Raw genomic sequence first — 19009 nt, 5'->3', positions numbered from 1 at the left:
TTATATGCCGGAACACCCTCTGCCCAGACAGATATCTTCAAACGATGGCGCTTTCAAAAACGCCTCTTGGTTACTGCCCGTCGTGATCGGGCAGCGGCTCTGCGGGTGATGCTTCCTCCGATTCCTGCGACGGTCCGATTCCGCAGCAGGCGCTTGCTCCCTCGCCGATGCCGTTCGCGATGAACCGGCCGAGCAGGTCGAGGAGGGCGGCGTGGTCCGCGGCGGAAAATCCGCGCAACTGCTCGTTCAGCACGGCGGCGCCCAGACCGGGCAATTGCCGCGCGGCTTCGTGGCCCTGCGCTGTCAACTCCAGCTTGACCATCCGGCGGTCGGCGTCGCTGCGCGTGCGCACGATAAAGCCTTTCTTTTCAAGGCGATCGAGCAGACGCGTCATCGATCCGCTGTCGTAAGACATGACGCGCGACAACTCGAACGGCGTGCTCGCGCGTTGCGCGGACAACACCAGAATCACGCCGATCTGCTGGGCAGTCAGTCCTAACGGTTTGACCGCGCGGTCCATTCGTTCGACAAGCACGTTTCGCGCTTTCGTCAGGTAATAGCCAAGACTCGATTCGAGGTGAATCTCATCCGCTTTGTAGGGGCCGTCAGTCATCGTGTATCCGGGAACATTTGAACATCGGCAAGCAGAACGAATTCTAGCTGCCTAAGCAGACAAGTCAAACGTGATTTCGCGTAGCGCGAACAGCGCAAAAAACAACACTGCCCTTGCGGGCGAAGCAAAGTATCTTGAAATTTAATTGCATAGTCAATATTATTGCAGGCAACGAGTTACGCGCGACCCGCGCCACCCGAGACCATGTTCTGATCGATTGTCTGCACGCCGCAAAGGCGCCGTGCGAAAAGGATTTCCCCCATGCTGTACCTCAAAAACACCCTTGGCGGCTTGAGCCGCTCCCTGACCGATTCCGCGCTAAGCAGCTTTCAAGGGCCGCATCGCTGGTGGAAACTGGCGTTGTTCGCCGTGCTGTTCGTGCTGCCCGGCGGATCGGTGGGGGTCGCGGTGTTTGCGTGGATGGGGCATCGGCGGGGGCAGAAGGAAGCCAACGCTGCCCCAGCGGAACCGGTGCGGTTCGCCATTGCGGCGGGGAGTGTCGCGACGGCCGCTGCTGCCAGCCCGGCAGGTGCTTGCGCGGCACGCTCCGGCGCGCCGTGTCGGGCTGCGGCTGGCAAGCTCGCCCGGCAGACTACGTCTGCGGATTCACGGGTCTAATTCTCTTCTCGCAGAACCGGTCCTGGTTGCCTGTGCGGCGCTTTCCGCCGCCAAAGCCAACCAGCCCGGTAACAGCACGTAACCATCCCGACACCCTAAGTAACACACCTCCGCCTCCCCCCGCATTACCCTTTCAGTTTCCCGCGCCCAAGTGGCCCCATACGCTAACATTCCGGCAGAGCCATGATCTCGCCCGGCCAGCAGTGCCGCCATCGGCCGCACTGCGGCGTCCAGAAGGAATCCATTGCATGCAGTTTGATCGAACCGCGCGCGCGCGGACACTTGCGCCGCGCGCCCTGACTATCGCGGTAGCGGCGGCCCTCGCCGCCCTGCTGGCCGGTTGCGCGGTCGGCCCGGACTACAAGCGGCCCGCGGCCGAGATCCCCGCTTCCTACAAGGAAGCGGCGCCCGGCTGGAAAGTCGCTCAGCCGGCCGATCGGCAAGACCGCGGCGACTGGTGGAGCATCTACGAAGACCCGCAACTCAACGCGCTCGAAGACAAGCTGAACGCGTCGAACCAGACCATCGCCCAATTTGCCGCCGCCTATCGCCAGGCGCGAGCGCTGGTTGGTGAAGCGCGCGCGGCGTATTTCCCGACCATCGGTGCCTCGGCAGGCGCCACGCGCTCCGGCAACGGTTCATCGTCCAGTGGCAACTCGACCACCGCCTCGAGCCGCTCCCGCGTCAGCAACAGCTTCAACCTGCAACTCGACGCAAGCTGGGAGCTGGACCTGTGGGGTTCGGTCACCCGCTCGGTTAATTCGCAGAAAGCCGGCCAGCAAGGCGCCGCCGCCGATCTGGCGAATGCCCGGCTGTCCGCCCAGGCCACACTCGCGCAAACCTATTTCTCGCTGCGTTCGCTCGACTCCACCCAGAAGCTGCTCGACGACACCGTGGCAGCCTATCAACGCTCGCTGCAGCTCACGCAGAACCAGTACGCAGCAGGCGTCGCCGCACGCTCGGACGTGATTCAGGCGCAAACGCAGTTGCAATCGGCGCAAGCGGCCGCGATCGACAATGGTGTGCAGCGCGCGCTGGACGAGCACGCGATCGCCGTACTCATCGGCGAGCCAGCCTCGACCTTCTCGATTGCGCCGATGCCGCTCACCGCCACGCCGCCCGCCGTGCCCGCGCAGATGCCGTCGGCGCTGCTCGAGCGGCGCCCGGATATCGCATCGGCCGAACGCAAGGCCGCGGCGGCGAACGAACAGATCGGCGTTGCGATTGCCGCGTTCTTCCCCTCGCTGACACTGTCGGCCACCGGCGGCTTCGAAAATTCAGTGTTCTCGCAATTACTGACCGCGCCGTCGCGGTTCTGGACGCTCGGCCCGCAACTCGCCTCCACGGTCTTCGACGCCGGCTTGCGTGAGGCAAAGACCGAAGCCGCTCGCGCCGCTTACGATCAGAACGTCGCCACATACCGTCAAACGATTCTGGCCGCATTCCAGGACGTCGAGGACAATCTCGCCTCACAGCGCATCCTCGAACAGGAAATCGTCGTGCAGCGGCAAGCGGTGGATTCAGCTCGCCAGGCGCTCGCCATCGTCACCAACGAGTACAAGGCCGGCACGGTCGGCTACGTCAACGTGCTGACCGCGCAGACCACGGCCTTCCTGGCCGAGCAGAAGCTGGAGACCATCGCAGGGCAGCGGATGGTGTCGTCGGTGGGTCTGGTGAAGGCGCTCGGCGGTGGCTGGGATGTGTCGCAAATGAACCGCGAGACGGGCGATGTAGCGGCGCCCGCGCCAGTGCCGGCAGTGCCGGCAGCGCCGGCGACGCCGGTGGCGCAAAGCGGAGCCACGTCGCAACCGGCGCAGAGCAACTAGGCGCGCGACTCGTAAAGTCAAAGTAAAAGCAAAAGAGGCATGGCCGCGAAATGCAGCCATGCCTCTTTTTTACGACCCGCGCCTCAGTGCACGAACGTCAACGCGACCGTATCCGGCCCGCTTGGCCGGCCCAACAGATTCAGCAGTCCCGCGAGGTTATCGTGCGCTTCCGGGGCGGCGCTGGCCGTCCCATGAAACGATGTAGAGACTGCCGACACCGTCCCATTGCCGGTCAGCATCAGCGGTCCCTTGAGCGTTGTCAGATCCAGCGTGGACGACGCCCCCTGCGCCTGGAACAGCAGCCGGTAAGAGCCCAGCGGCTTGACCAGCGAGACGCGCGAACTGACGTCGTTCAGGGTCACGGTCATCAGGCCGAACGCCTCCTGATTGAAGCTGCGCCAATCGGACCATGCGAGGCGCACGTCGCCTTGCAGATCGAGCGTGTTGAACGGTGCGCCGAGGCCGCTTAGCAGCGAAGCCGGCACCGCCATCGCGCCCGGCGTGACGGTGGCGCTGCGCGGGGTGATGTCCACGGTGATCGGGTCAGGCATCGCTTCGCTGTGCCGCATGATCATCCGCACACGGCCGGTGAAGAGCGGCCAGAACGCCGTGCGCCATTCGATCCGCCCCGGCAGCAGAGTCGCCGCACTCATGTCGGAACCGGCGGTGAGCATCAGCGTGGCCGAACCGCGCCACAGCGAGCCGGCCGGGTCGACGAGATTGACGTGACCACGGGCCTGTTTGGCGAACTGCGGCGTAATCCAGGCGGCCGGCAACAACGTCAGCATCACGGCCGCGCTGGCCAGCACCGCGACCGCCAGCCAGGGTAGTGCGACACGCAGGCGCCGCATCCAGTAAGTCATGCGATATCCTGTAACGGCGCGGTCATTTCGCGGTAGATGGCTGCAACGACGCCGTCAGATCCACCTGGCCGTCTTCCGTGAGGGCGGTCACGTGCGCCTCGGCGACCTGCACCTTGAACTGCTTGCGCGCGTCGTCGACCCAGCTCGTCCACGCGGGGAACGACGCATTCTTCATCTGGATCTGCACCGCGTTGCCGATCACCTGCACCTGCGTCGCAGCCAGGCCGTGATCGCTGAGCGAGGCAGTGAGCGCATCCTTCAGCGCAGCGCCGGTCGGCGCGACCCCTTGAGCCGCGGCGGAAAGCTGGCGCGCTTCATTCGACTGCGCGGTCATCTGCGCCAACTGCCGCTGCAAGGAGGGCAGCGATTCGCGCAGATGCGCGCGGCCATCGTGCGCCGGAGCCCACAGCACCGACCATGCGATCACCACGGCCAGCACTCCGCCGCCCCATGCCAGCAGCGTTTTTTCGCGCTCGGTGCGCTGGTCCCAGAATCCAGCCCAGCTTTGGGCGAGTTCAGCTTTCATTGTCCGTTCCTGATGGTCCACTTGCCGGTGTCGCTGTCGATCGCGCCGGTGAGGCCGTTGCGCGCGAGGCGTTTGGCGAGATCGGCATCGGGTTTCACCTCGGGCTTGAAGGTCACATCGAGCCGCCGGTCGTGATAGTCGAGCGCCGCGATGCCGTTGACCGGCACCGGCGCCAACGAACGCGCGAGACCATCGGCGAGCGACAGAAAATCGTCCGGCGACAGTTCACCCGCCGCCACCCGCAACTGCTGCAGCTGGCGCGACATCTGACCGGGCGCATCGAGCACGACCGTCGTCTTGGGGAAGGTGTTGAGGAGCAGCTCGGTCATCTGCGTGTTGATCGCGTCGCGCTGGCGCGCGAGCATCAGCCACTGCACGTTCGCGCCGACAATCGCGATCACCAGCGCGCCGACCGCCAGCACGACCGGCAGGCGCAGACGCCACAGCGTCGCGCGGTCGAGCCGCCACGGCTGCGAGGCAAACTCGAACTGACACAGGTCGAAGCGGCACGCCAGCGCGCGGCGGGCGAGTTGCTCGAACGGCAACGGGCTGGCGCCGTGCACGTAAGCGGCAAGCTTCGCCGGGCTGGTTGCGGCGAGGCCCGGCTCGTTGCCGGGCACCTCCGTCAGCATATACAGCGAGACCGGCGCAGCGCCGGCGAGCGCGCTGAGGGTCGCGTTCACGGCGTTAGCCGGCACCGCCAGCCCCTCACCCTGGACGCCGCGCGCGATGGCCAGCTCGACGCGTGGCGCGCCGTTGACCGCCGCGCTTTCGACCGCGCCTTCAAGTAAGAATGCCGGTGCAGTCTGAACAACAGCGCCGAGTACGGCCGCCACCATTGGCAGCACCGGCGCGACGCCCGGCGCCACCACCGGCGCCACGCCCGGCAGCGAGGTCGCCACGCTAGCGGAGCCCGCCATCGCCGGCTCGCCCGCGTTGACCATTTCCGCGACTTCGGCGGGGGTGTCGAGCGTGGCGGTTTGCGGCAGACAACGCGTGACCGGCACGGCGCGCAAGCTGCGGTGGCCGGCTGCGGCGAAACCCTCGCAGATGAAGCGGAACCAGCCGCGGTCGACGATCGCGAGCAACTGCCGGCCGCCCGCGAGCGGTTGCGGATCGACGGCGATGTGACAGGTTTGCGGATCCTGGATCAGCTGATCCTCGACGATATTCGGCAAGGCCTGACGCAGCCGCGGGCCGCGCAATGGCGGCAGCTTGGCGGGCATCATCAGCAGATCGCGGGCGGCGACCATCAGCACCGTCGACGAGGCGCGCGGCAGCAGCGCGAGCGCCGAGCGGCCCGCGCGCTGGGTGCGGCCCGACTTGTCGAGCAGCACAAACGGCAACTCCGGCAGTTGCCATTCCTGCGACGGCACCGCCGGATCACGCGGCGGCAATAGAACGATCAGTGTGCTCAAAGGGCACTCTCTCTGGGAAAGGCGTTATTCATAGTTGGTCCTGTACCCGCACGATACGCGTAGTGTGAGTCAATGCGTCGCGATAGACGAGGGTCGTGCGGTCCACTTCTGCGCGTTCGTGCTGCACACGGCCGTGGATCAGAAAGTAGCTCGTGTTGACGTCCATTTCACTCGGATCGATCGCGACCGACTGCACGCCGGCGCCGCGCAAGGCGAGTTGCACATCGCTGACGTTATGGAAAAACACGGTCTGCCGACGCGCGACGAAGGCTTGCGCGGCGGACAGACTCATTCCCGGCACGATCGCCGCGATGACTTCGGCGGAGGCCGTATTCACGTTGACCGCCGACACCGTCGGCAGCACGGTGACGAACGGCCGCAAGCGCGCGACCACTTCCGGCGTATAGCCGGGGATATCGAGGAGCGAATCGACGCTGGTCAATTGCAACGGCGCGACGGCCGCGTTGTCGTCGCCATCTTCGATACCGGGTTTGTCGGTGAAGCTGCCACCGGTGGCGCCGCCGCCCGCGGTGATCGGGGTCGCCGCTGCCCCGGTGGCGGAAGTGACCGTCTGGAACCGAGTCGCCGATTGCGCGAGACTCGCGCGTACCTGGACGGCGGTGGCTTTCGCCAGTTGGCTGTTTATGCTGAGGGATACGAGCAGGCGCTGATAGGCGCCGATTTGCTCCGTGTCCAGTTGCACGACACCGGGGGCTGGGCTCGAGACCAGATTGCGGAGGTTGAATTTCGCCTGGGCGTCTTCGATTGAACCTGAGAGGTAGGTTTCCTGGCCTTGCTCGGCGCGCACTTCGCCTATTTGCCCGAGGAAATCCGACAGACGTGTTTTGGCGATGGGGACGCCCCATAGGCCCCCTAAGTAGGTGATGCCCGCTGAGGTGTCGCCCTCCGAGCGGAGGATCAGGCGCGTCCAGTCTAGCGCGCCGCGGGAGACCCATTGCGCCTGGGAGAGGAGGCGCTGGTTTTCTATCCTTCGGATTTGGACTTGCTGGCGCCAGAGCATGCCCGATACTAATATCGCTGATAGCGCGACTACTAGTAGGGCGCTGATGATGGCTGCGCCTTGTTGGTTTGCCTGCGGTGGCTGGTTTGGTTGTTTGCCTGCGGCGTTGGTCGTTTCCTGGCTTGTCTGCCTGGTCGGCGCTTTTGTCTGTGCGCTTGCGGCGTTGGCCTTTCCTTGGCTTGTCTGCCTGGTCGGCGCTTTTGTCTGCGTGCTTGCGGCGCTGGCCTTTCCTTGATTTGTTATTGGTCTATTAGCGTTCCCCCTGTGCGGGGGGGCACCTACTTTTCTTTGCCGGCTGCAAAGAAAAGTAGGCAAAAGAAAGCAGCTCAAACCGCCAATGCTAAGCGGGAACCGTAGCTCAGAACCGCCAGTGGCTCCGTGGAATCCGTGTTCTCTCACATTCGGCGCTAGTGACAAGGGAGTCATACTTCCGGCGGCGCTACGCGCGCCGAAGAGTACTTCAGAAAACCAGGGGCCGGATTTTCGCGCAGCGGGAGCTTTCGGCTCCGCCTCGGTGAGGCGCCTGATTAGTTGGTGGCGAGTTGCATGAGCGCTCGAGGTGCAAGGCAGCAATGGCGAATGGGGTGGGACCGAGTGAACCACTGGTTTGTTGAATTGCTCTTCCGGCGAGCACACCGTGCGAGACGGGAAGTATGACTCCTTTGTCACTGATGTCTGAAGGGGCACGAGCACGGATTCTACGGAGCCACTACCCTCTCCGAGCCACGGTGCCCACTTAGCATTAGCGGTTTGAGCCGCTTTCTTTTGCCTACTTTTCTTTGCGGCGGCAAAGAAAAGTAGGTGCCTGCCCCGCACAGGGGCGACGCTAATAGACGAAAAACAATTCAAGGAAAGGCCAACGCCGTAAGCGCACAGACAAAAACGCCGAGCAGGCAAATAACAGAACGAAAGGCATGCCCGCAGGCACCCAGCCACACAGCGTCGCGGAGACAATACAAACAACGAAGAACCCAACCGTCGCGGAGACAAAAAAGAGAACTTCATATCATTCTCCGACGAGAAAAACCCGCGTAACAGGCCGCGCCAACGCCTTCCCCCCAATACTGACTTCCAGCCCAGTCACCGACCGCGGCAGCGGCGCATTCCCCAACTGGGGCACCTTCAAATTATTGTTGTTCTCCGTAATCGCACTCTGCACATCCTCCATCTGCGTGGTCCAGCCAACCTTCGGCACATAAAGACGAGCCGAAATAGCACCGACGCCCCCCATCAAAGGCACCGACGTCCAGCCCCCTCCCTCGCCACCGCGCAGCGCGCTGCGCAACTCGCCCACATTCCCCAACGGCGGCGACGCATACCGAATCACACGCCCCTCGGACACGCGATACCTCACCACCTGCAAACGCGGCGCCGTCCCCGGCAATACCATCTCCCGCACAATTTGCAGCACGCTGCCGCTAACCGACACGGCCGCCTCCCCCGACTCATCATCCGACACGGCCTGGCGCGCGTCGAGCCGCATCTGGTCGAATAGCTGCGCAAAGACGCGCTCGTCTTCCATCGCGTTCGTAATCGTCTGCCGGCCACGAATGATCTGGTCCAGCCCGCGCCACGACAGCACGGCAATCACCGCCATGATCGCAATTGCGACCAGCAACTCGATCAGCGTGAAACCACGCGCGCCCGATCGGCCGCGGCGCTTAGAGCGAACGGTTGTTTTCATTCGCGACCACCGTGACCATCTGAGCGAGATTGCCGGAACGCCCAGGCGTCGTCACCATCACTTCCACTCGACGAAACACCGGATTCGGCGTCGCCGTCACTTGCTCGGTACAGATCAACTGCAAATTGCCCTGCGAGCAGTCAAAACTCGTCGAGCCGACGTTCGGCCAGCCATGCGTCAAATGCAATTGTGCCAACGTATTGTCCGCGCTCCATCCCGCCAGCAGACGACGATGCAAATCGGCTTCGCCGTTCGCCAGACTCCCCACCGCGCGCAACGACGCCGCCAACGCAATCGCGATGATCGCCAGCGCCACCAGCACTTCGATCATCGTAAAACCGCGCTGCGATAAGCGCGCGCCCATGTCCCTGCAACGCCGCATCTCAGTGCACCTCATAGCGGCCGTTGCCGGTGCCGACGATCGTCGCGCGCCCCGCCGCCGAAAACAGCGTGATCTGCACAGGCATGTCGATCGCTTCGGTACCGAACACGACACGGCTCGGGTGCGAATCCGACCCGGGGTAATCGATCGTGACGCCGGTCACACCACCTTCCCAGTTGCGCGGCCCGAGCAGATCGTCATGCAGCGGACGCCAGCCGTCTTCGGTACGCAGATCGAAACGAAAGCCGCCGTCGAGCGGTTGCCATGCGATCGGCCGTGCGCGCACCTGGGCTTCGTCGCCGGCCGATTCGAACAGCAGCGCGAGACGCTGCGCCTCTTCGTTCAGATCGGTGCGCGGGTTGCGGGTCATCGTGAGCGCTGTCAGTGACACCAGAATGCCCGCGATCACCAGCACCACCATCATTTCCAGCAGCGTGAAACCGGCCGCACGCTTCCAGTTGCCCGCGCTAAACCCACGTGCGCCACGCGGGCCGCGCACGCGCGCGCCGCTGCACGCCGTGCCCGGCAGCGGGGCCGTACACGGAGTGTCCACACGGGACTTGCAAGCGGACAGTCGCATAGTGCCGGCCACGAACGATCAACTAAAGATCAGAAAACAATGCGTCGACAAGACGCGCGGTGGATCGCCAAAGAGCAGGGCGATCCGGCGCGCCTGACAATCAACGGCGCTTAATAAACTACTGAAGAACGACTGAACTACCAGACTACTGCCACGAACCTATGTCGGCATCGTTGCCTTCGCCGCCCGGTTTACCATCCGCGCCATAGCTGAACACGTCGATTTCGCCATGCACGCCAGGGTTCAGATACTGATAGGTATTGCCCCACGGATCGTTCGGCAGACGTTCGAGGTAACCGCCGTCCTTCCAGTTGTTCGGTACCGGATCAGTGGTCGGCTTTTCGATCAGTGCGCGCAGGCCTTGCTCCTGAGTCGGATAGCGGCCGTTATCCAGACGGTAGAGTTTCAGCGCCTGCATCACCGTGCCGATGTCCTGCTTGGCCGCCACGCGGCGCGCTTCGTCCGGACGGCTCATGATTTTCGGCACGATCAACGCGGCCAGAATGCCCAGAATCGCGATCACGACCATGATTTCAATCAGCGTGAAACCGCGTTGACGACGGCTGCGCAGACCCGCGATTTCGGTACGGCGAGTGGTCGACAGTTGCATAGCTTGCTACCTCTTTTCGGGTGAAATTTTCGATCGGGCGGGATTCGCGTGTCAGACAATCAGGGTGCCATCGAACACGCCCGGCCGGTCATTTTAATGTCATGCTCTTGAAGGGTTGCGAGAAAACGCCGCGCAGCGCCAGGTTAGGGGCACTTTGCCCCAACGCAATTTTCACAATAGTCCGTACAATATGCGCATGAACGCCATTCAGATCCGCCTTCTGTCGCTCGCACTGTTCGCCGTGTTTTGCGCGACGCTGACCTACTGGGTCATCACGCTCTCCACGACGTCCGGCGCGCCGTTGCCCGCTGCCGCCGCGCATGCGCAGGTCTCGACCGAACAGGCCGCCACGCTGTTCGGCGGCCAGCTCACCCGCAACGCCAACCAGGACGTGCATCTGTTCGGCATCCTCGCTTTGCGGGAAGGTGCCGCGGCCATCGTCAGCGTCGGCGGCGAACCGCCACATGCGGTATCGCTCGGCAGCGCGCTCATGCAAGGCGCCAAACTCTCCGAAGTCCGCGCCCGCTCGATCATCATCGACCGCAATGGCGCGCACTCCGAAGTGTCCCTACCGGCCAATCCGGCAGGTCCTACTATCTACGTGCGCTAACCCGGGCGTTCTGCCTCGGTTCAGCTGATTGCGCGGCCGCGCAATCGAATAACTTCACCACCTTACTGCACCAGGTTGTTCAGCTCGATGATCGGCAGCATCACCGCCAGCACGATCACCAGCACCACGCCCCCCATCGCCAGAATCAGCAACGGCTCGAGCAGGCTCGTCAGGAACATCGTGCGACGCTCCAACTCGCGTGCTTCGCCGTCGGCCGCGCGGTCGAGCATGGTCGTCACGTCGCCGGTCGCTTCACCTGACCGGATCAGGTGAACCAGCACCGGCGGAAACGTCTTCGTATTGCCTAGCGCGCGCGACAGGGACGTGCCTTCGCGCACACGCACGATCGCATCGTCGATGTTCTCGCGCATCGCGTTGTTGCTGAGCGTTTCGGCAGCGGCTTGCAGCGCGCGCAGAATCGGCACGCCCGCCGCCGTCAGAATGCCTAGCGTGCTGGCAAAGCGCACCGTGTTGTAGCCGCGCACGAGCTTGCCGAGCAGCGGGGCGGTCAGCAACCACCGATCGAAGGCGAGACGCGGGCCGGGCTGCTTCAGGATCGAGCGCACCAGATACGCCAGCACGACAACACCGATCAGCATCGCCCACCACCAATGCCGCACGAAACCGGACAGCGCCATCATCATGATGGTGAGGATCGGCAGTTGCTGTTTGGTGCTGGCGAACACGTTCACCACCTGCGGCACCACGTAGCTCAACAGAAACGTGACGATGCCGAGCGCGATGAGGGTCACGATCGCCGGATATGTGAACGCGAGCACGATCTTCTGCTTGAGCGCGTTGCTTTGCTCGATGTAGTCGGCCAGACGCGAGAGCACGAGACCAAGCTTGCCGGTATGTTCGCCGGCCGCGACCAGCGCGCGATAGATCTCGGGGAAGTCTTTAGGATGCTGCGTCAGCGCATTCGCGAGCGAATGGCCGCCGAGCACTTCGGCGCGAATCGACGCCATCAGCTCGCGAATGTAGTCGCGCTCCGATTGCTCGGTCAGCACCGCGAGCGCTTCGTCGAGCGGCAAGCCGGCAACCAGCAGACTGGCCAGTTGGCGCGTGAGAATCGCCTGCTCGCGCTGCGACAACCGCCGCCCCAGCGACAAACGCTGATTGCGCTCACCGCGGGTGCGCGTCGCAGCCGGTTCGACAACAAGTGGCGTCAGTCCTTGCGAACGCAGATTGGTCCGCGCGCCGCGCGCGCTGTCCGCGTCGAGCACGCCTTTTTGCGCCTTGCCCGCCGCGTCGATCGCTTCGAAACGAAATGCCGGCATGGCCTTATGCTCCGCCTGTCACGCGGATCACTTCTTCGAGCGAGGTCAGCCCGGATGCGAGCCAGCGGTCCGAATCTTCGCGCAGCGTGCGCATGCCTTGCGCGCGGCCCGAAGCAAGAATTTCCGCATCGGATGCATTGCGGTGAACCAGCGTGCGGATTTCGTCGTCGATCAGAAGCAGTTCGTATACGCCGCGTCGGCCTGCGTAGCCGGACTGACCGCACTTGTCGCAACCGACCGGATGCCAGCGCACGCTGCCATCCTCTTCAACGCGCTCTTCGCGGCACACTGGGCACAAGCGCCGCACCAGCCGCTGCGCCAGCACGCCGAGCAGCGATGACGCCAGCAGATAGGGCTCGACGCCCATGTCCGTCAAACGCGTGACGGCCGAAGCCGCATCGTTTGTATGGAGGGTCGCCAGCACAAGGTGACCTGTCAGCGATGCCTGCACTGCGATCTGCGCGGTTTCCAGGTCGCGGATTTCACCGATCATGATGACGTCCGGGTCCTGCCGCAGAATCGAGCGCAGCGCCCGCGCGAAGGTCATGCCGATCCGCTCGTTGACCTGCGTCTGGCCGATGCCGGACAGGTCGTATTCGATCGGGTCTTCGACCGTCATGATGTTGGTGGTCGCGGTTTCAAGCCGTGACATCGACGCGTACAGCGTGGTCGTCTTACCCGAGCCGGTCGGCCCGGTCACCAGCACGATGCCGTGCGGTTTGCCGATCAGCTTGTCGAACTTGACGAGCGTATCGGGCGCCATGCCGAGCGCTTCGAGATTCAGGCGCGAGGCGTCCTTTTCCAGCAGACGCAGCACCGCTCGTTCGCCGTGACCGGTGGGCAGTGTCGAAACCCGCACGTCGACCGGACGTCCGCCGACGCGCAGCGTGATCCGGCCATCTTGCGGCAGACGCTTCTCGGCAATGTCGAGCTGCGCCATGATCTTGATCCGCGAGATCAGCGCGCCGTGCAACGCTTTTTTCGGCCGCACGACATCGCGCAACGTGCCGTCGACACGAAAGCGCACCACCGACGACGTCTCGAACGGTTCGATGTGAATATCCGAGGCCTGTTCGCGTGCCGCTTGCGTGAGCAGCGCGTTGATCATGCGGATGATCGGCGCGTCGTCTTCCGACTCGAGCAGATCCTCGACCTCGGGAATGTCCTGCATCAAACGCGACAGATCGACTTCGCCTTCCACTTCGCCGACCACTTGCGCCGCGCTGCCATCCTGGCGCGCGTAAGCCTGGTTGATCGCCTGGGCCAGTTCGTCGGGCGGCACACGCACCACGGACAACGCGCCAAAGTTGCGCGCGACTTCGGCAAGCGCCGCATCGTTGGTGCGTTCGCTGATCCAGACTTCGAAGCTGTCGGCGTGCTGATGCGCGACCAGAATCTGGCCGCTGCGCGCGAAGCCGTAGGGCACGAGTCGCGCGGCAACCGCCGACGGCGCACTGCGTTCGGCATGTTCCGCCACGACTGCGGGCGGAATCGCCGAGGCTTGCGTCGGCGCGCCGGCTCGCGCCGCGGCTGCCGGCGCAGAAGCTGACGGCGGCTTGGACGGCGTGCTCACGGCTGGGCTCCGGGCGACGCCGTGGACGGCGCCATCGGTACTGGGTTCGTCTGCACAGCGCCGCCATTCGTGACCGGGTTCGTCTGCACAGGGCCACCGTTCGTGACCGGTGCCGGAGCGGAAACTGGCGGCGGCGCCATCTGCTGACGACGCATCTGGTCGAGATTAAACAGATTCATCGCGGGCGATCCGCCCTGGCTCGGGCCGATCGGCATCGGCGGAACCACCGGATCGTCCTTGTCCTTGATCAGGTTGTTGTCCGACTTGTACGCGCCCTGCACGCCCTGAATGTAATCGTAGCGGTTCGACGTCACGGCCTGCGCCGTGTCGCGATCGGTGATGATCACGGGACGCAGGAACACCATCAGGTTGGTCTTCTCGCGAGTCTTCTGTTCCGAGCGGAACAATTGGCCGATCCAGGGGATATCGCCCAGCAGCGGCACCTTGCTGTTGCTGACCTGGTAGTTGTCCTGCATCAGGCCGCCCAGCACGATGATCTCGCCGTTGTCGGCGAGCACCGTCGACTGGATCGAACGCTTGGTGAACTGCGGGCCGGCCGGGTTGGTCGCCACGTTGGTCGTGCCGTTCACGATCGCCGAGTCTTCCGTGTAGAGCTGCAGCTTGAGAATCCCGCCGTCGGTGATCTGCGGTTTGATGTGCAGTGTCAGACCGACATCGACGCGGTCAAAAGTATTGAACGCCGAGCTCGGGGTGGCGCTCGTGAGGTTCGAATACGAACCCGTCTGGATCGGCACGTTCGTGCCGACGACGATCTTGGCTTCCTCGTTGTCGAGCGTGATGAGGTTAGGCGTCGACAGCACGTTCGCGTCGGCAGTCTGCGACAGCGCCTGCAGCAGCGCGCCGAGCCCCTGCACACCGAAAATGTTATGCACCCACCCGACGTTGAGCCCCTGCTGGAGATTCTGGGTTGCGAGCGCCCCGGCGAGACCGCCAGTGGCCGCACCCGCCGCGGCGGCCGCCGTCAGATTGACGATGCTGTTGCCGGAGCCGGTCGCCAGATTGGTGCCGGCAAAGATCGAACCGTTGGCGACCTGCCATTGAATGCCAAGATTCGCGTTCGTGTTCGAGTTCAGCTCGACGATCAACGCCTCGATATAGACCTGCGCGCGCCGCGCGTCGAGCTGGTCGATCACCGCCCGCAGGTTGCGGTACACCGGCTCGGGTGCCGTGATGATCAGCGAGTTGGTCGCAGCGTCCGCCTGGATCATGCCGCCCGGCTGATTGTCGTCGCTCTTGTCCTTGTCGCCGCCGAGCAGGCCGGCTGAACCCGAACCGCCGCTCGAACCATATCCGCCGCCCCCGCCACCGCCCAATGGTGACGCCCCCGAGCTGCTATTGAGTCCGCCCGACGGCAGCGGCGGCGTACCCGACGTGCCCGTCGAATTGCTGCCCAACCCGCCACCGCCGTTCTGGTTGAACGAATTCGCTTCGCTCGAGCCGCCCGACGAGCCGGTGTCGCCGCCCTTGCCGAGCATCCCGCGCAGGGTCTTTGCGAGCTTCGTCGCGTCCGCGTTGCGCAGCGCCACGACGTGCATGTTGCCGGGCATGGTGGTCGGCGTGTCGAGTTGCTTCGCCAGCTGCCTCGCGGCCGCGAGCCGGCCGCCGTTCGACGCGCGGATCAAAAGCGAGTTGGTGCGCGGGTCCGCGGTGACGAAGACCTTCAGCGTCGCGTCGGTGCTGCCGATCGCGCCGGGATCGAGCATCTTGGTCAGTTGCGCGGCGATGTCGATCGCGTTGGCGTTCTTCAACTGCACCACCGACACCGACTGGCCCGCGGCCGTATCGATACCCGCGATGATCTGGGCAATACGCCGCACGTTGTCGGCGTAATCGGTCACGACAATCGTGTTGTTGGCCGGGTAGGCCGCCACGGTATTGTTCGGCGAGATCAGCGGACGCAAGACCGGCAGCAGGTTATTGGCCGATTCGTTCTTCAGCACGAACACCTGCGTGACCACCTGATCGCCGCGCGCAACAGGCGCATTGCCGACGTAGGTCGGCACGCCTTGCAGCTTGGCATCGGCCTCGGGCACGACCTTCAACACGCCGTGATCCTGCACCAGCGAGAAGCCCTGCATCCGCAAAGCGGATTGCAAGGTCTTCAGCGCCTGATCTTCAGGCACCGCGTTCTCCGACACGAGGTTCAACTGACCTTTCACGCGCGGGTCGACGATGATCGTTTTGCCGGTTGCCGCCCCGATCGCCTTGGCCACCTGGTCGATATCGGCGTTCACGAAGTTGAGTGTCACCTGGGCCTGTGCTGTCTGGGCGGTGATCAATCCAGCCACCAGCAGCGCCGTTGCGACGCGACGCAATGCCATACGATTTCTTCTCATGGAATATGGGATCGATGCCGACGGCCGCAGCCGCCGACGGTCATGCAGTGCGAACATTTGAGCAGGCCGCCGCCCTGTCGGTCTGCCAGCCAGTGCCAAGGGCGATCGAGGCCCCGGATGCCGAACATCTAGTGTCCAAAAAAAATGAACAGTAACAGTTTTTCATGTCGTATTTGTCACAAAACAAACGGCTCCGTGCGATTACTCTAAAGATCGTCACAAACTGTCAAGCTATTGAAAGCAAATGTGCTTCTGTGCGCCGAACCGCAGACACGCTTTGTTTTACGCTCGATTATGTCGATTAGCCAACTTGACGCGTAGGGGCCTGCCGGTATGATACGAGCCGTTCGCGGTACTGGTTGCGACTTACCGACACGGGTTTTCCCCGATGCCCGCCAACGGCGCGGCTTGCGAGCCTCACCGGCTCCGAACGGCTGAAGTATGGCGGATACATTGCCTTACCAAAATTTACTCTTGCGATTTATTTAGTCATCTTGACTGATGAAACGAACCTTTGTCACCGTCGCCGCAGGACTTGCCGTGCTGATCGCAGCAGGGCAGGCACGCGCCGATTGCTTTGACGAAGCGGCGAAGTATCAGAAGGTCAACCCCTTGATTCTGCGCGCAATTGCGTGGCAGGAGTCACACAATCGGCCGGACGCGCAGCATAAGAACGCCAACGGCTCGACCGACTATGGCGTGATGCAGATCAATTCGGTCCATCTGCCCGTACTCGCGCAATATGGCATCTCGCAAGGCACGCTGATGGAGCCTTGCAAGAACGTCTATATCGCGGCGTGGCATCTGCGCCGCCAGATGAACAAGTATGGCAATACCTGGCAGGCGGTCGGCGCGTATCACTCCGAGACGCCGGCACTGCGTGATAAGTACGCAATGCAGATCGCTGCGATCCTTCGCAAGTGGAATCTGATGCCCGCTGGACACTGACTCACGCACTTCCCGATCCGGCCCGTCGCGCGGCCGTCACCCGTTTTGATGCACAATGCGGCTTCGTGCTGCCGTCGGTGCTCGGCCATCTTCTGGCCCCGGAGTCACGCGCCCCCTGGCCCGGCACGCCCTCCAATCCTCTTGTCTTTCCGTACTGCGATGAACCAGCCGCTACTGCCCGTCACCGTGCTCTCCGGTTTTCTGGGCGCCGGCAAGACCACGCTTCTGAACCACATCCTCGCGAATCGTTCCGGTTTGCGCGTCGCCGTGATCGTCAACGATCTGGCCGCCGTCAATATCGATGCCACGCTCGTGCGCGACGCCGCAGCGCTCTCGCATGTCGAAGAGCAGCTTGTCGAACTGTCGAACGGCTGCATCTGCTGCACGTTGCGCGACGACTTGCTGGTCGAGATCAAGCGGCTTGCCGGCGAAAAGCGCTTCGATGCGATCCTGATCGAGTCGACCGGGGTGGCCGAGCCGATGCCGATTGCCGAAACCTTCACCTTCGTCGACGAGGACGGCGCGTCGCTATCCGATCTCGCGCAGCTCGATACGATGGTGACGGTGGTCGACGCGTTCAACTTCCTGCGCGACTACGGTTCAGCCGAGGCGCTCTCCGAACGGGGCATCGCCGCGACGGAAGAGGACGATCGGACGCTGGTGGAATTGCTGATCGAGCAGATTGAATTCTGCGACGTGCTGGTGGTGAACAAGGCCGATCTGGTGAGCGCCGATGAACTCACTCGCCTGCAGCGCATCCTCGCCCGCATCAATCCACGCGCCGTGCAGGTGGTGAGCCGTTTCGGCGAGGTGCCGCTTGCCGACGTGCTGAACACCGGGCGTTTCGATTTCGACGAGGCGTCGAGCGCACCGGGCTGGCTGGCATCGCTTAATCATGAAAATGAGCACGGCCATGCCCATCATGGAGAAGCGGACGAATTCGGCATCGGCAATTTCATTTACCGCGCGCGCCGGCCGTTTCACCCGGAGCGCCTATGGGCGCTGCTGCATCAGGAGTGGAAGGGCGTCTTGCGCAGCAAGGGCTTCTTCTGGCTCGCAACGCGTAACGACATCGCCGGTTCGCTGTCGCAGGCGGGTGGCGCTTGCCGGCATGGTCCGGCCGGGATGTGGTGGGCCGCTCAGGATCGCAGCGAATGGCCGGACGGCGACGACGAGCTAGCCGCCGAAATTGCCGCCGACTGGTACGGCGATCCGGACGATCTGAGCATCGGCGATCGCCGCCAGGAACTGGTGATGATCGGCGTTGGCATCGACCCGGCTGTCTGGAAAGCGAAGTTCGACGCATGCCTCGTGACGGACGAGGAATACGCAGCGGGACCGCAAGCGTGGCAACGATTCGCCGATCCGTTCCCGGCATGGGACTTCGACGAAGACGACCATGACCATGACCACGATCATCATGGCGATGGCCACGACGCCCATGGCCACGGCGAAATCGTGCATCGGCACGATTGAGCCTGGCGGCCCTTGCGCCGCTTGCTGAGTGTTTAGCCGCGACGCCCGTCGCGGCTAAACAAAAATCGCAGACGAAAAAAAACCCGCCGTTGGCGGGTGTCAACTGCCAGGCAGCAATCTGCTTAGCGCTTGTTGACCGCGTCCTTGAACGCCTTGCCAGCCGTAAACTTGACGGTCTTGGCAGCCGGGATCTTGATAGTTTCGCCGGTCTTGGGGTTACGACCCGTACGTGCTGCGCGCTTGCCCGAACCGAAGCTGCCGAAGCCGATCAACTGAACCGCGTCACCCTTCGACACGGACTTCTTGATCACTTCAAGCAACGTGTCCAGCGTCTCACCGGTTTGAGCCTTGCTGGCGCCGGTCTGTCCTGCGACGGCGTCGATCAGTTCCTGTTTGTTCATTAAGGTTCCTTTCTGAGTTTAGGTTGACACGAACAGCGCGAACGCGCCGATTATACGTGCGCGGGCCGCGCCGTCGAGCAGCGGCGGCTCCGGATCCCCTCCGGACAAATAGCGCCGGGCAGTTGACTGCCCGTCTGCCGTGCTGCCGCGCCCTTCGCGGCGCTTGCTATGATAGCGCAGCGCAAACCCAATCAGGATAAGGGTTTCAAAGAATTAAGCGGTT

The 19009-nt window shown here is 63.5% G+C and carries 19 protein-coding genes; 6 read left to right on the top strand and 13 right to left on the bottom strand.

The genetic code is table 11. From position 1 onward, the window contains the following. Positions 1 to 70: 70 nt before the first annotated feature. A complete protein-coding gene (locus AYM40_RS20335; protein ID WP_063497751.1) occupies positions 71 to 613 on the bottom strand; it encodes a MarR family winged helix-turn-helix transcriptional regulator in 543 nt (180 codons plus the stop codon). Between the two features lie 261 nt (positions 614 to 874). Between AYM40_RS20335 and AYM40_RS20330 the strand changes: the two genes are divergently transcribed. Both AYM40_RS20330 and AYM40_RS20325 read left to right on the top strand, forming a co-directional pair. Beyond that, on the top strand, positions 875 to 1231 hold the full coding sequence (locus tag AYM40_RS20330; RefSeq protein WP_063497750.1) for a hypothetical protein: 357 nt from the start codon (positions 875 to 877) through the stop codon (positions 1229 to 1231). Between the two features lie 248 nt (positions 1232 to 1479). After that, a complete protein-coding gene (locus tag AYM40_RS20325) occupies positions 1480 to 3057 on the top strand; it encodes an efflux transporter outer membrane subunit (RefSeq protein ID WP_063497749.1) in 1578 nt (525 codons plus the stop codon). An 83-nt stretch (positions 3058 to 3140) separates the two neighbouring features. Here the strand turns inward: AYM40_RS20325 and AYM40_RS20320 are convergent, their stop codons facing one another. Genes AYM40_RS20320 through gspK form a run of 4 tightly spaced genes read right to left on the bottom strand, consistent with a single transcriptional unit; the run spans position 3141 to position 6936 of the window. After that, positions 3141 to 3920, bottom strand: coding sequence for a type II secretion system protein N (locus AYM40_RS20320; RefSeq protein ID WP_063497748.1), 780 nt, complete (start codon positions 3918 to 3920; stop codon positions 3141 to 3143). Between the two features lie 22 nt (positions 3921 to 3942). Continuing rightward, complete coding sequence (locus AYM40_RS20315) at positions 3943 to 4446, bottom strand: type II secretion system protein M (protein WP_063497747.1); 504 nt, start codon at positions 4444 to 4446, stop codon at positions 3943 to 3945. Then, the gene (gene gspL, locus AYM40_RS20310; protein WP_063497746.1) at positions 4443 to 5864 is read right to left on the bottom strand and encodes a type II secretion system protein GspL; all 1422 of its coding nucleotides are present in this window, start codon (positions 5862 to 5864) and stop codon (positions 4443 to 4445) included. Before gspL ends, AYM40_RS20315 begins: the two co-directional genes overlap by 4 nt. 28 nt (positions 5865 to 5892) lie before the next feature. Next, positions 5893 to 6936 (bottom strand): type II secretion system minor pseudopilin GspK, encoded by a 1044-nt coding sequence (gspK, locus tag AYM40_RS20305; RefSeq protein ID WP_063498132.1) that lies wholly within the window; start codon positions 6934 to 6936, stop codon positions 5893 to 5895. On the opposite strand from gspK, the gene AYM40_RS42555 reads away from it, so the two are divergent. Further along, the gene (locus AYM40_RS42555) at positions 6884 to 7120 is read left to right on the top strand and encodes a hypothetical protein (protein WP_162493826.1); all 237 of its coding nucleotides are present in this window, start codon (positions 6884 to 6886) and stop codon (positions 7118 to 7120) included. The two genes, gspK and AYM40_RS42555, sit on opposite strands and share 53 nt — an antisense overlap. 771 nt (positions 7121 to 7891) lie before the next feature. Here the strand turns inward: AYM40_RS42555 and AYM40_RS20300 are convergent. The 4 genes from AYM40_RS20300 to gspG form a co-directional block, all read right to left on the bottom strand. Next, complete coding sequence (locus AYM40_RS20300) at positions 7892 to 8569, bottom strand: PulJ/GspJ family protein (protein ID WP_063497745.1); 678 nt, start codon at positions 8567 to 8569, stop codon at positions 7892 to 7894. Next, positions 8547 to 8951 (bottom strand): type II secretion system minor pseudopilin GspI, encoded by a 405-nt coding sequence (gene gspI, locus AYM40_RS20295; RefSeq protein ID WP_063497744.1) that lies wholly within the window; start codon positions 8949 to 8951, stop codon positions 8547 to 8549. Before gspI ends, AYM40_RS20300 begins: the two co-directional genes overlap by 23 nt. Before the next feature lies 1 nt (position 8952). Beyond that, positions 8953 to 9531 (bottom strand): GspH/FimT family pseudopilin, encoded by a 579-nt coding sequence (locus tag AYM40_RS20290; protein WP_082855138.1) that lies wholly within the window; start codon positions 9529 to 9531, stop codon positions 8953 to 8955. A 145-nt stretch (positions 9532 to 9676) separates the two neighbouring features. Then, positions 9677 to 10141, bottom strand: a complete 465-nt coding sequence (gene gspG / locus AYM40_RS20285) for a type II secretion system major pseudopilin GspG (RefSeq protein WP_063497743.1) — start codon at positions 10139 to 10141, stop codon at positions 9677 to 9679. A 196-nt stretch (positions 10142 to 10337) separates the two neighbouring features. Between gspG and AYM40_RS20280 the strand changes: the two genes are divergently transcribed. Then, a complete protein-coding gene (locus AYM40_RS20280) occupies positions 10338 to 10751 on the top strand; it encodes a type II secretion system protein N (protein ID WP_063498130.1) in 414 nt (137 codons plus the stop codon). Positions 10752 to 10813: 62 nt separating this feature from the next. On the opposite strand, the gene gspF is transcribed toward AYM40_RS20280, so the two are convergent. The 3 genes from gspF to gspD are packed head-to-tail and all read right to left on the bottom strand — an operon-like array spanning position 10814 to position 15946. Continuing rightward, complete coding sequence (gene gspF, locus AYM40_RS20275; protein WP_063497742.1) at positions 10814 to 12031, bottom strand: type II secretion system inner membrane protein GspF; 1218 nt, start codon at positions 12029 to 12031, stop codon at positions 10814 to 10816. 4 nt (positions 12032 to 12035) lie between these two features. After that, complete coding sequence (gspE, locus tag AYM40_RS20270) at positions 12036 to 13604, bottom strand: type II secretion system ATPase GspE (RefSeq protein WP_063497741.1); 1569 nt, start codon at positions 13602 to 13604, stop codon at positions 12036 to 12038. Then, entirely contained in the window at positions 13601 to 15946 is a 2346-nt protein-coding gene (gene gspD, locus AYM40_RS20265; RefSeq protein WP_063497740.1) for a type II secretion system secretin GspD, read from the bottom strand. Before gspD ends, gspE begins: the two co-directional genes overlap by 4 nt. Before the next feature lie 516 nt (positions 15947 to 16462). Here gspD and AYM40_RS20260 point away from each other — a divergent pair. Next, on the top strand, positions 16463 to 16909 hold the full coding sequence (locus AYM40_RS20260) for a lytic transglycosylase domain-containing protein (protein WP_063497739.1): 447 nt from the start codon (positions 16463 to 16465) through the stop codon (positions 16907 to 16909). A gap of 159 nt (positions 16910 to 17068) precedes the next feature. Then, complete coding sequence (locus tag AYM40_RS20255; protein ID WP_063497738.1) at positions 17069 to 18385, top strand: GTP-binding protein; 1317 nt, start codon at positions 17069 to 17071, stop codon at positions 18383 to 18385. Positions 18386 to 18507: 122 nt separating this feature from the next. Here AYM40_RS20255 and AYM40_RS20250 read toward each other — a convergent pair whose 3' ends face one another. Further along, positions 18508 to 18786: an HU family DNA-binding protein gene (locus AYM40_RS20250; RefSeq protein WP_006050811.1), complete on the bottom strand. Its 279-nt coding sequence runs from the start codon at positions 18784 to 18786 to the stop codon at positions 18508 to 18510. Positions 18787 to 19009 lie beyond the last annotated feature (223 nt).

The organism is Paraburkholderia phytofirmans OLGA172 (assembly GCF_001634365.1).
GTDB lineage: Bacteria > Pseudomonadota > Gammaproteobacteria > Burkholderiales > Burkholderiaceae > Paraburkholderia.
The sequence above is the reverse complement of the archived record's forward strand: the minus strand, read 5'-3'. Positions and strand labels throughout refer to the sequence as shown.